6 protein-coding genes and 1 pseudogene are annotated in these 13292 nt (G+C 69.4%); 5 read left to right on the top strand and 2 right to left on the bottom strand.

All coding sequences use genetic code 11. The annotated features are described in order from the left end of the window. The first annotated feature begins 53 nt into the window (after positions 1-53). Positions 54-467: a hypothetical protein gene (locus tag BP68_RS14605; RefSeq protein ID WP_496373008.1), complete on the top strand. Its 414-nt coding sequence runs from the start codon at positions 54-56 to the stop codon at positions 465-467. Positions 468-1001: 534 nt separating this feature from the next. Here the strand turns inward: BP68_RS14605 and BP68_RS14600 are convergent. Next, positions 1002-1079, bottom strand: a pseudogene (locus BP68_RS14600) (glutathione S-transferase); the annotation flags it as partial. A gap of 555 nt (positions 1080-1634) precedes the next feature. Here BP68_RS14600 and BP68_RS14595 point away from each other — a divergent pair. The 4 genes from BP68_RS14595 (at position 1635) to BP68_RS14580 (ending at position 4570) form a co-directional block, all read left to right on the top strand. After that, complete coding sequence (locus tag BP68_RS14595; RefSeq protein ID WP_496373006.1) at positions 1635-1793, top strand: DUF3309 family protein; 159 nt, start codon at positions 1635-1637, stop codon at positions 1791-1793. A gap of 65 nt (positions 1794-1858) precedes the next feature. Next, entirely contained in the window at positions 1859-3253 is a 1395-nt protein-coding gene (gene cls, locus BP68_RS14590) for a cardiolipin synthase (RefSeq protein ID WP_496373004.1), read from the top strand. 190 nt (positions 3254-3443) lie between these two features. Further along, a complete protein-coding gene (locus tag BP68_RS14585; protein WP_496373002.1) occupies positions 3444-4055 on the top strand; it encodes a hypothetical protein in 612 nt (203 codons plus the stop codon). A 170-nt stretch (positions 4056-4225) separates the two neighbouring features. Beyond that, on the top strand, positions 4226-4570 hold the full coding sequence (locus BP68_RS14580; RefSeq protein WP_496373000.1) for a two pore domain potassium channel family protein: 345 nt from the start codon (positions 4226-4228) through the stop codon (positions 4568-4570). Positions 4571-4579: 9 nt separating this feature from the next. Here the strand turns inward: BP68_RS14580 and BP68_RS14575 are convergent, their stop codons facing one another. Then, positions 4580-13291, bottom strand: coding sequence for a glycoside hydrolase family 94 protein (locus BP68_RS14575; protein WP_496372998.1), 8712 nt, complete (start codon positions 13289-13291; stop codon positions 4580-4582). Position 13292: the final 1 nt, after the last annotated feature.

Here is a 13292-nt window from a genome sequence, read left to right as displayed (position 1 = left end):
TCTACAGCATGTTACTCTACTGTTTTTAAATCTCACGATGAATTGGAGGACAGATGCTCTGGTGGGGTTTGCTCTTGGTGGCTATTGGACTGCTGGGATCGCTATGGCTCAAGCGGTTGCGGCGACGTGCAGCTGTAGACCCGGTTGACGACCTCGTCAGGCTTTGGTTCGGTGCGCGTGGCATCAACCCAGCCACGCTCATGTTCAACATCCATGACGATGCACGCCTCGCACGGCACGCTCATGCGATCGTGATGGTGGGTGTGGGAACGCAATACGTCGATGCAAAGCAGGTTGGGTTCGTGGTCGAAATAGAGCCAGGAATCGGCGTTGTCGAAGGCGCGCTTCTGCAGCCCGCCAATCTCGTGCTGCGCGACCGTGCTGTAGCCCATGAGGCCAAGCTTCACCGCTTCAAATTGATGGACGGTTTGCTGGAACTACAACGGCAGGTGCAGCGTGGTGCCTGACTGCCGAGTATCAAAGCACTCGGCAGCACACACAACAAGTTCAATAACGATGAGGGGAAACCATGAACGGAATCATTAAGGCCGCAATGACTGGAACGCTGGTGATATGGCTCTCAGGTTGCGCGCAATCCAGCGGCGTGTTGCAACTTGGGCCTGATACGTACACAGTATCTGTCCATGCCGCTCCAGCCCGAGGTGGAGAGGCTGGTGCGCGCAAACAGGCTTTGACCGAAGCAGCCCAGCAATGCCAGGCGCTGGGACGGAATATCCTGGTGGACAACCTCAGTTCCGGCCCATCCACCCACCTTCCTGGTGGTACAGCCAATGTCGCGTTCAAGTGCCTTGCCACTGGGGATCGAGACCTCCATCGGCCAACTTATGAGCCCAAGCCGGATACCGTGATTCGGTTCAGGTGATAGGCCCAAACCCTTGGGCTGCAGCCAAGGCTGACAGTCGGGTCAATCCTGCGCAGGCGTGCCCTGGTGGTGATTCTGTTCATCGTCGCTATGCTGCTGGGCAGCAGCTACAGCTGTTGTAGGGAACAGCCAACTCTTCGAGTAGCCAGCAGATGCGCTGCGAGCCCGACGTTTCAAGGTGATGGACGGTGAGCATGGGAATCCTTGGTGGCGGCAGTAGCCGAAGCTGATTGGCGCAGCCAGCGCATCAGGCTACCCAGCAGGGGCAGCCCCTTGATCCCGTTCAGAGAGTACACATAGGCTTTCAGCTTATTGCCCGTTCCTCAAGGATGCGGTTTATTGACCACCTGCCGAGAACCTTTGCTCTTTTGTCTGCCAGCGCACTGAACTGTGCGTGGCGCGGGACCAAGCTGATCGCGTGCCGAGTACGACACAAGCGGTCATTGCGGTTGGCTCACGGATGTTTCAAATCCACCCGAACGACTTTCCTCAACTTCAAAGGATTCGTCATGAAACGTTCGATGCCGATAGTGGCGCTTCTAGCCACGCTGGGCCTGGTCAATTGCAAGGAGCGTATCGTCGTGAATGTCCCCGCGCCCGTGCCCGGACCTGCCGGCCCGCAAGGTGCCAACGGCAAGCCAGGCCAGGGCCGCACGCTCAACGTGACGCCGCCGGCACCGGCACCGGCACCGGCACCGGCACCGGCACCAGTGAAGTTATTCGATCCAAGGCCCTATCCAAGGAGAAGAGCGTGAGCATCGGAACCATCCTGTTGATCGTCCTCATCCTGCTGCTGATCGGTGCCATTCCCACCTGGCCGCACAGTCGAAGCTGGGGCTATGGCCCCAGTGGCGTGCTGGGGCTGATCCTGATCGTCATCGTCATGCTGCTGGTGCTGGGACGGTTATGACGAGCCTTTCCTGCGCTGTCGTCTGGCGCGGGATCGCCACGCGCTGAGCCCGAAGGACGCCAGTCATGGTCAAGCCGAGCCGCCGGCTACGCTGGCGTCATGTGCTGGCGGTGGCCCTGCTCGGCCTGGTCGGCTGCAGCAGCCTGCCAGTCATCGTGCCGGATCTGGCCCGGCGCCCCGGCCCGCCGGTGCAGCTGGAGGGCGCGCGCGGCCCGCTGACAGCGGCGCGGAGCAAAGCCGTCCTCGACCGCTTGAGCAGCCGCGGGCAGGACACCGACATCTTTGCCCGGCACCTGGCGCTGGAGGAGGCCATCGTCGGCAGCCCGCTGACCACCGGCAACCAGGTGCAGCTGCTGCAGGACGGCCCCGCTACCTACCGGGCGATGCTGGCGGCCATCAAGGCGGCGCGGGACCACATCCACATGGAAACCTACATTATCGAAGACGATGAGGTGGGCCAGCGCTTTGCGCAGGCGCTGATCGACAAGCAGCGGCAAGGCGTCGCGGTGCATCTGATCCATGACAGCGTAGGCACCCTCAGCACCCCAAAGGCTTTCTTCCAGCGGCTGATCGACAGCGGCATTAAGGTGCTCGAATTCAACCCGATCAACCCGGCGGCGGCGCGCAAGGAATGGGCGCTGAACCAGCGCGACCACCGCAAGCTGCTGATCGTGGATGGGCGCACAGCGTTCCTGGGCGGCATTAACATCAGCAGCGTGTACTCCGGTAGTTCGTTCAGCCATGCCTCGCGCGTCCGGCCCGATGGCGCCACGGCGTGGCGCGACACCGACCTGCAGCTGCAGGGGCCGGTGGTGGCCGAGCTGCAGAAGCTGTTTCTGGCTGCCTGGGCAGCGCAGAAGGGCGAGCCGTTGCCCGCAAAGGCCTATTTTCCGCCCCCCAAGGTGGCTGGACACTTGGTGGTGCGCGCGATCGGCAGTTCGCCCGACGAGCCCTACAGCCTGATCTACGCGACGCTGCTCTCGGCTATCGGCAGTGCCGAGACCAGCGTGCACCTGACCAATGCCTACTTTGTCCCCGACCCGCAACTGCTCGCCGTGCTCGAAGCCGCGGCCGCGCGCGGCGTCGACGTTAAACTGATCCTGCCCAGCCAGACCGACTCGTGGCTGGTGTTCCACGCCGGGCGCAGCTACTACACGCGGCTGCTGCGCGCGGGCGTGAAGATTTACGAGCGGCGCGGCGTGATCCTGCACGCCAAGACGGCGCTGGTGGACGGCGTGTGGGCCACGGTCGGTTCGACCAATCTCGACTGGCGCAGCTTCCTGCACAACCACGAGCTCAACGCCGTGGTGCTGGGCACCGAGTTTGGCAGCCAGGTGCAGGCGATGTTCGCCAAGGACCTCGCCTCGTCGGATGAGATCATGCTGGCGAAGTGGCAGCGGCGCCCGCTCGGCCTGCGCCTCAAGGAGGCGTTCGCCCGCGCCTGGGCGTACTGGCTGTGAGCGCCCGGCTGCGTGGGGCAACAGACAGACGAACCGCCGGATCGTGCCTATGTTCGAACGGCCAGTGCCGTCGGACGGCACGGCCATTTGCGACGCCTGACCGCCACACGCTGCAGGGCACTGTGTGGGGGGGGGGGCGGCATCCTGTTCGGAGACCTCATGTTTCCATCCACTCCATGAAGGAATGATCGTGAACCAGCTCAACCTCAACGTGATCGTCCTGGCTGTCAGCCTCGTCTTCAGCGCTGGCGCCATGGCGCAAGGCATGATCAAGGCTGACTACCAAGCTAGCAAGGACAAGATCTCGGCCGAGTACAAGGCGGCCAAGGCAGCCTGCGCCTTGTCGTCCGGCAACGCCAAGGACATCTGCATGGCCGGGGCCAAGGGCAATGAGAAGGTCGAGAAGGCTGACCTCGAAGACCGCTACAAGCCCACGGCGAAAACGCACTACAACGCGCGCGTCGCCAAGGCCGATGCGGACTATGTGGTGGCCAGGGAACGCTGCGACGACATGAGCGGCAACGCGAAGGATGTCTGCATGAAGGAAGCCAAGGCTGCACAGACGGCCGCCAAGGCCGATGCCAAGGCGCAGATGAAGACCAAGGATGCGAATGCCGCGGCCCGCGAAACGTCGTCAGACGCGCGCAGCAAGGCGAGTGGCCAAGCCGCCGAGGCCCGCAAGGAGGCCGCGGAAGACAAGAGTGACGCCAATTACCAGGTGGAAAAGGCAAAGTGCGATCAGCTCGCGGGCGCGGCCAAGGACCAGTGCCTGGACCGGGCGAATATGCACTTTGGCAAGTAGTCTGCCAGCGGCGGCGTGATCGGCTGCAAAATCGGCAAGCCCGACAAGTGACGCGGGCGAGCGCGGCCATGTGCATGGCTGCGCTGCCAATGGCACGGCCTGGAAAACCGGTAAGACAATCGACAAGGCAGCCAGGCCGCGATGGCTTATTGACCCGGAACCCACACGCCATGTACGAATCGCTCAAATTCCCGCCGCTACCGCGCCCGCACATCCTGCGCCGCCTGGCGCTGCACATAGCCGGAGCCTTCGGTCTGCTGCTGGGCTCGGTGCTGCTGGGCATGGCGGGGTACGGCTACTTTGAACATCTTCCTTGGCGCGATGCGTTCCTCAACAGCACTATGCTGCTCGGCGGCATGGGGCCGATCAATGCGCCGGCCACGAACGGCGGCAAGGTGTTTGCCGCGTTTTATGCCTTGTATGCCGGCCTGATCTTCATCGTCGCGGCCGGGCTCGTGTTCATCCCGGTGCTGCACCGCCTGCTGCACAAGCTGCACTGGGACGGTGACGATTAGGTGGCGACCTCACGCCCCAGCGTCCGGCAGTGGCGCCGCCGGCGCGCTCTGCAGCGGAATCACGAAGCAGCTGTCCGGTCCCAGGCTCGTCCAGGTCAGCGGCTGGCCGGGGGGCAGCTGCTGTGCGCCTGGCGGCGCCGCGGCGTCGAGCGCGGCCTGCGCCGTGGCGCGGACCAGGATGAAGCGCATGCGACGGCCGGCGCGGCGCAGCGTTAGTTCCGCCCGCGGCCACTGTGTGGGCAGGCAGGGCGTGAACGACAGCGTCTGGGCGCTTAGTTGCAGGCCGAACATCGATTCGACCGCCGCGCGGTGCAGCCAGCCCGCCGCCCCCGTGTACCAGCTCCAGCCGCCCCGCCCCACATAGGGCGGCTGGCTGTATATGTCGCTGGCCACCACGTAGGGCTCCAGGCCATACATGGGGCCGCGCGTCGGGTGGCTGGCGCGGTGCGCCGGGCTCAGGTAGGTGAAATAGCGATAGACCCGGTCAGCGCCCTGCTCTGCGCTATCCTCCTCGTCCGGTCGCCGGGCCAGCGCTGCCTGCGCCATCAGCGCCCAGACACCGGCATGCGTGTACTGGCCTCCGTTCTCGCGTACGCCCGGCGGGTAAGCCTGGATGTAGCCGGCGCTGGGGTCCGCATGTTCGAAGGGCGGGTCGAGCAGGCGGATCAGCCCGGCCTCGGGGTCCACCAGATACGTCTGCGCCGCCACCATCGCCCGGCGCGCTAGGTCGGGCTCGGCCACCCGGGACAGCACGCTCCACGCCTGCGCGATCAGGTCGATGGATCCCTCGGCGTTGGCCTGGGAGCCCAGCGGCTGCCCGTCGTCAAAGAAGGCGCGCTTGAACCATTGGCCGTCCCAGGAGGTGCCGTTCAGGGCCTCCTGCCAGCCAAGCGCGGCCATCTCCCAACGCTCGGCGCGGACCTCGTCGCCCCGCGCACGCGCGAGCGGCGCGAAGTCGGCGACCAGCCGGCACAGAAACCAGCCCAGCCACACCGATTCGCCGCGCCCTTCATGGCCGACGCGGTTCATGCCGTCGTTCCAGTCGCCGCTGCCCATCAGTGGCAGCCCGTGCGCGCCCGCGTGCAGGCTGCGGTCCAGCGCGCGGGCGCCATGCTCATAGACCGAGGCCGCCTGCTCGCTCACGCGCGGCGTGTGGTAGCTGTCCTCGGCATGCTCGGGAATGGCGGGGCCTTCGAGAAAGGGCACCTCCTGGTCCAGCAGCGTGGCGTCTCCGGTGGCGCACAGGTAGTGTACGCAAGCGTGCGGCAGCCACAGCAGGTCGTCCGAAATATGCGTGCGCACGCCGGCCCCCCCGGGCGCGTGCCACCAGTGCTGCACATCGCCCTCGACGAACTGGCGTGACGCGCTCAGCACGATCTGCTGGCGCAGCCGCACCGGCTCCGCCCAGGCCAGCGCCATCGCATCCTGCAGCTGGTCGCGAAAGCCGGTGGCCCCGCCCGCCTGGTAGAAGCCGCCCTTGGCCCACAGGCGGCAGGCCACGGTCTGGTAGAGCAGCCAGCGATTCACCATCGCGTCGAACAAAGGGTCGGGCGTCTGGACCGTGGTGGCCCCGAGCAGCCGGTCCCAGCCGCTGCGCACCTCGTCCAGGCGCTGTGCAGGCGTGGTGACGGCGGCCAGGGTGGCGAGCTGGCGGGCCGCGTCCGGCGTTTCGGCATAGCCGAGCAGGAACACCCACTCCACGGCATCGCCCGCGTTCAGTTCCACCGGCACGGACAGGGCCGCGCACGGGTCTAGCCCGCTGCCGCTGCGCTGGCCCAAGTGATCGGGCAGCACCAGGTGGCCGCGCGCATCGAAGAATTCGCGCCGGTCGCAGGTCCAGTCTTCGCCCAGATCGTCCACGCCGGCAATCGCCAGGAAGGCCGTGCCGTGACCGAAGCCGGCCGAGCGCTCGCGCTGCGTACACAGCAAGGCGGTGAGCCGGCGCGCGCGCCCAGCCTCGGCGCTCCCACCTGGCGGGTCCCCAGTGGGCAGCCGCTGGTGCACCAGGGCAGTATGCACCGTGTTGCGGTCGACCCTGCTCGCGCCCATCATCCATTCGACGAGGGCGACCACGCGCAGCCGCAGCGTGCCGGCGCCGCAATGCATCAGGCGCAGGCTCACCTGCTTGACGGACGTCTGGGCATCGACGCACCACGATGCGGTCACCTCCACATCGCCTCGGCGGTGGCTGATGACGCTGTAGCCCTGCCCATGCGTCACGTGGTAGAGCACGTGATCGTCGCCCCAGGCGGAGGGCACCACGCTCCAGGCCCGGCGGGTGTGCAGGTCCTGCAGCACAAACCACTCGCCCGGCGGGTCGGCCACCGGATCGTTGGACCAGGCGGTGAGCTGGTTCATGCGGCTGTTCACCGCCCAGCTGTAGCCGCCGCCGGCTTCCGTCAGCAGCGCGCCAAAGCCCGGGTTGGCCAGCACGTTGGCCCAGGGGCGCACCGGGCGCAGCCGCGCGCCCGCCTCGAAGCGGAACTCGCCCGAGGCCTGCTCGAAGTCGCCGGTCGGTGGCGGCTCCATGCCCGGGGCCGCCGCGGCCACGGCCAATGCCGCGCTGGAGGTGTCATGCCGCGCCTCGAAGTCCTGTTCATGCAGCGCCACCCACTCCCGCAGATGCTGCAGCAGCGGGCGGCCGTCGGCCTGCAGCCACATGCGCGCCAGGCTGTGCAGCGTGCTCAGCTCGTCGGCGCCGAGATCGGCGGCGCGCACCACATGAAAGCCGGCGCTGCTGGGGGCGCCCGGGGGGACGCCGCGGTCGGCCTCGTGGCGCTCGCGCAGGGCGGCGATCTCGCGCGAGAACGCCATGTCGTAGGAGGCGAGTTCGGCATTCACCACCACCAGGTCGCAGGCGATGCCGCCCCAGGACCACAGCCGCAGGGCCTGCGCCAGCGCGCGCAGCAGGCCCAGGTGCTGCATCACGCTGACCGACACCAGGACAATGGGCCGGTCGCCCGAGATGCCCAGGCGCCACAGCAGGCGCCGGTCACAGACCTCGGCCACTGCATCGTCGGCGCGCGCCGGGCCGGCATGCGGGCGAGTCAGGCTCAGCACCAGCGCCGTGGTCAGCGTCTGGATGGCCGCGAAGTTCTCGGCGCTCAGGCGCAGGGCGTCCAGGCGGATGCGCGTGAGTGTGGCCGACATCAGCGAGGCGCGCTGCACATGGCTGTGCTGGCGGTACTTGTCGATCACCGCATGCAGCGTGGGGCCGTGGTCGGACGCGGCCGTGGCAAACGTCAGCATGGCCTTCGCGCCCGGCTCGATGCGCAGCCGCACGGACAGCGCGCACACCGGGTCCAGGCCGGTGTCCAGGGCAATGTCCTGCGAGCCGTCGTCACGCGCCGCCGGATCGGTCGATGCCGCGGGCAGGGCGGCAAACGCGGCCTGGGGTGCGTTTGGGGCCTGGTTGCGGCCGCGCCAGCGCTGCCGGTCGACCTGGCCGCTCACCTCCACCACCGGCGGGTCGCTGACGGCCAGGAAATGCGCCAGGCGCACGCCCGGCTCGGTGGGCAGGCGCGGCCTGCGCTCGAACACCAGCGCCTGGTGCGGGGGCTTCCAGATGGCGCGCACGAACAGGCTGGAGAAGGCCGGGTGCGCCTCGTCGGCCCGCGGCTCGGCCAGCGCCACCTCGAAGGCGGACATCAGTTCGAGGTCCAGCGCCTCCTCGCCCAGGTTGCGCAGCTCGACCTCGCGGAACTCGATGTCGTCTTCCGGGCTGACCCACACCGTGATGTGCGCCACCAGGTCCGGCCAGCCGGTGTCGAAGCAGAGGCGGTCCGCATGGAAGGTGCTCTGGTAGTGCGCCGCCGGGTCGGGCGCCGGATGCTGGGTCAGCGAGACCGGCCGCGCTGGCGCAGCATCGCCCGCGCTTCGCCGGCGCAGGTAGAAGAAGCTGCCGTGGTCGTCGCGCAGCGCGTCGTCGCGCCAGCGGGTGAGGGCGGCGGGGCCCCAGCGGCTCCAGCCGGCACCGTTGGCGCGCAGCGTGACGCTGTAGCGGCCGTTCGACAGCATGTGCGTGGCCTCCAGCGCGGCGGTGCCCGGCACCACGTCGTGCAGCATGCGCGGCGCATGCCGCTGCACCATCTGCGGCAGCGGCGCGGACGGCGGCGCGGACAACCGCGACAGCTCGCGCGGCGCCCGTTCGTGCAGCAGAGAAATGACGGCCTCGATGTGCGGATTGGCCATGCCCCAGCGCCGCGGCGCGCCGTCCAGCAGCACGTTGGCCAGCGCCACGATGCTCATGCCCTGGTGGTGCGCCATGAAGGTGCGCACCGGCGTGCTCGGGTGTGCGCCCGCCTGCCGCGCCGGGGAGAAGTCGATCGCCTCGATGAAGCCGTAGCGCGCGCGCCCGGCCAGCTCTTCCAGCGCCGCGAAGTTGCCCCGCGCACGGTGCGGCGCCAGCTGCGCCGCCAGCGCCGTGGCATAGGGGGCGACCACCAGCTCGTCCGGCGGGGTGCGGCGCAGCGCCAGGCGCGGCACGCCTTGCGCCGCATACTGGTAGGCCAGCGTGTAGTCGCGCCCGGCATAGGCCGACTCGGACAGGCCCCAGGGCACGCCCTGCGCCGTGCCGAAGGCGATATGTTCGTGCAGCGCCACCGCGCAGGCTTCATGCAACACGCTGCCGGGCGGCTCGTCGAGCACCAGGCTGGGCATCAGGTATTCGAACATCGAACCCGCCCACGAGCGCAGGCCCGCGTGCGTGCCACAGGCATAGAACGGCCTGCCCAGCGTCGTCCAGTGGCTGACCGGCACGTCGCCCTTGGCGATGGCCAGCAGGCTGGTCAGCCGCGACTCGGAGGCGAGCAGGTCATAGAAGCTGGCATCCAGCTGCTGCTCGGCCACCCGGTAGCCGATGTGCAGCAGATGGCGCCGGGGGTGGTACAGGAACGAGAAATCCGCATCCCAAGCCAGCAGGCCACAGGTATGGGCCAGGGTCTGCAGGCGCTGCGCCGCCAGCTGCGCCCCCGCCGGCGTGTCGGCCTGCCGGTCGCGCCAGGCCGAGCGCAGCATGGCCAGGTGGTCCGCCAAGCGCCAGGCCCGCTCGTCGCGCGGCCCCGCCATGGCAAGGGCCGAGGGCTCGCCAGGGTCGGCGCCCAGGGCGTGCAGCTGCTCACCGGCTTCGCGCAGCAGCAACTCGAAGGCCGCGCCGTCGCACTGGCCTGCCTCCAGCGGGTCGGGCAGCGCCAGCAGGCGGGCCAGGGCCGTGTCGCCGCCCAGGGACGGCAGCAGGTCGGGCCATCGGTCCAGCCGTTTCCGGGAGGCGCGGATCGCCTGCCGCGCCGCGCCGGCCTCATGCGGCGCACCCGCCAGCGCCAGGCAGGCCTGCCCCAGCGCGAGCAGGTGGCCGCTGAGGTTGCCGCTGTCCACCGTGGACACATACATCGGCAGCAGGGGCTCGCAGGTCCGGGTGTCGTACCAGTTGAGCAGGTGTCCGCGATGGCGCTGCAGCGTGGCCAGCGTGGCCAGCGTCGCGTCGAGCCGCTCCAGCAGCTCCTGCGTGCCGATCCAGCCGAACTGCCGCGCGCAGGCCACGCTCAGCAGGTACAGGCCGATGTTGGTGGGCGAGGTGCGGTGCGCCACCATCTCGTGCGGCGAGGTCTGCAGGTTGTCGGGCGGCAGGTGGTGGTCCTCGGGCCCGACGCAGCGCTCGAACAGGCGCCAGGTGTCGCGCGCGATGCCCTCCAGGTAGTCGTGGTCCGGCGGCGGCAGCGCCGCGACCTTGCGCACCGGGCGCGGCCGGCTGGCCCACCAGGTGCCCACCGGGGCCGCGGCCCACATGGCGCACAGGCCGATCGCCAGCGCGGGCCAAGGGGTGCGGGCGAGCAGCAGCGCGCCGAGCAGCCACAGCGCCAGCACCGGCTCCTTCCAGTGCTGGCGGACCACGGCGGCCAGTCGCGTCTTCGCCTGGGCCTGGGCGGCGGCCGCCGTGGTCCATTGCAGCAGGTGGCGGTGGCTGATGGTCATGCGGTAGAGCGCCCGCGCGATGGCATCGCCCGACAGCAGCGCCTGCTGCAGCAGCTGGCTCACATGCCACAACCCGCCCCACAGGGCGCGCGCCAGGTCGGCGAAGGCCTGCCGGTAAAAGCGCTCGCGGGCCACGTCCTCGCGGGCCGGCGCCAGCCCCGCCAGCGCGCCCAGCAGCGGCCCGGCGGTGTAGGCGGCCAGCACCAGAACCAGCGCCGCCCACGGCGACACGACGGCGCCGGCCAGCGCCAGCAGCACCAGAGCCAGCGAGGCGGGCGCGACCAGCGAACGGCGCAGGTTGTCGGACATCTTCCAGCGGTTGATGGTGCCGACGCGAAAGCGCGCCAGATTCAGCAGGAAGGGCAGCAGCTGCCAGTCCCCGCGCGTCCAGCGGTGCACGCGCGAGGCGGCCACATCGGCTTGGAACGGCGCGTCCTCGATCACCGTGATGTCGGTCACCGCCGCGCAGCGCGCCAGCGCCCCTTCGAACAGGTCGTGGCTGAGCACCCGGCCTTCGGGCAGGCGCCCGCCGCCAAGCACGGCATGCATGGCCCGGGCGTGCAGCAGGCCCTTGCCGGTGAAGCTGCCCTCGCCGAACACGTCTTGATAGACCTCGGAGCTGGCCGCGCTGTACGGGTCGATGCCGGGCTGCCCGGCAAACAGCCAGTGGTAGAGCGTGAGCTCCCGCGGCGCCGGCAGCGGCGTGACCAGGCGCGGCTGCAGGATGCCGTAGCCGCCCACCACCACGCGCCCGCTTGCGTCCAGCCGCGGCTGGTTGTGCGGATGAGCGGCCACGCTGACCAGCTCGCGCAGGCGCCCGGGCGGCAGCTGGGTGTCGCTGTCGAGCGTCACAACATAGGGCGTGCCGGCGGCGATACGCGAAAACTCGCCCAGGTCCAGGAAGGCGCTGGACGTTCCTTCGGCGAGCGCGGCGAACAGGGCCGCGAGCTTGCCGCGCTTGCGCTCCCAGCCGATCCAGCGCTGCTCGGTCTCGCAGAACTGGCGCGGCCGGTGCAGCACGATGAAGCGCGGCGCGAGGCCGGCCTCATCCTCCTCCCGGGGATGGCGCGTGTTCAGGGCCTGGATCTGCTGCACGGCCCGGTCCAGCAAGGCCTGGTCCGACGGCAGCTGCGCCGCGTCGGCATCGGCCCAGTCGGTCAGCAGCGCGAACTGGGCATGGCGCTCCGGGTTGGCGAGGTAGTGCAGGCGCAGGCGGTGTACCAGGGCATCGGTCGAGGCCGGGTCGTTCAGCAGGCACGGGATCACCACCAGCACCCGGTGCTCGGGCGCAATGCCGTGGGCCAGGGCCAGGCGCGGCAGGTGGTCGGGCGGTACGGACTCGCTGATGAGCCGGTGGATCATTGCCAGCACCGCCTCGGAGGCCGGGAACATCATCAGCGCGGCGCCCAGCAGCGTCAGCCAGGCGGGGGCGTCCCAGCCGGCCGGCCCGGCGGCCGGGTAGCGCTGCAGCAGCCACGCCACCAGGCCCAGCGTGCCCAGCACCATCGCCGCCAGATAGACCGGCAAGGCCACGCGGCGGCCCACGCCGCGCCAGGACAGTGCCGCGCGCGCGGGCAGGTCCAGGGCCCGCACCAGCGTGGCCCGGCCGGCACCGCGCAGCCAGTGGCTGGCCACGGCGGCGGCGCTGCCGGCGTGTTCGGCGCTGCGCATCAGGTCCAGCAGCGTCTGCCCCACCGCCGCCTCGCTGCGTCCGCTGCGCCGCGCCAGCCGCTCGATGCCGTGCAGCGTCTGGTCGCGCGTGGGCCCGTCCTCGGCCTCGAACACCGGCGAGGTGAGCATCAGCCGCATCAGCCGGTTGGTGGCGGCCACGATGTCCGGCCACTCGGCGGCGCCGATGGCCCGCAGCGACGTGACGGCATTGCTCACGCTCAGGTTGTCGGCCGTCTGGTCGATGGCCTGCTGCGCCTGCTGGGCGGCCGGGTCGGGCAGCGCGTTGCGCACCCACTCCTGATAGAGGGTGTGATCGGCCGTGCGGCGCGCGTTCAGGCGCTGTGCCATCTGCGCGAGAAACACCCGCTCGACGCCGCGCCGGGCCAGCAGCGCGACCAGCTGGTCCAGCGTGTGCAGGGTGTAGGCGGTGATGCGGTCGCAGCACAGGTTGGCCGCCTCGCGTGCCGCCTTGTGGGCGGCCTCGCGCTCGGCCAGGCGGCGCAGGTTTTCAACCAGGACGACGCGCAAGGTGGTGGGCAGCGACCACATCTCGCACAGGTACAGCTCGCGCGCCTCCTGGTAGGCGCCCAGAAAATGCATCAGGAGGTCTTCATCAAACGCGCCGTCGGTGTGGGCCACGAAAGCCCAGGCCACGCCGTAGACACGCGGCAGACCGGCCAGCGGCGGGTCGATCAGCGAGGGCAGGGTGCGAAAGTAGCGGCGCGGCAGGCCCTCGTGGATTTCCTTGAGCTGCGCCTCGATGACGTGCGCGTTGTCCAGCAGCCACTCGGTTGCCGGGCTGACGTCGTGGCCGCTGCCCGCCTGCGCGCCAAGGTAATGGCTGGCCTCGCGCAGCGTCAGGATGTTGCTGCGCAGACGCGGAAAGAAGGTCCCGGTGCGAGAGGTTGCCGGGGCGGCGCGGTGCGCCTCGCCCAGGCTGCGGCCATGCTGCGCAAAGCGCTCCATCCCGAAGATCTCGGCCCGGATCGGCGGCTGTAGTGCGCCGCGCGCGGGGTCGAGCATGTCGCACAGGGACGGCGACGCCTCGGGAATCAGGCGCAACAACCCGGGTTGCGTCATG

This window comes from Diaphorobacter oryzae DSM 22780, from assembly GCF_059568935.1.
Note: the sequence above shows the minus strand (reverse complement) of the source record. Positions and strands in the feature narration are given on the sequence as shown.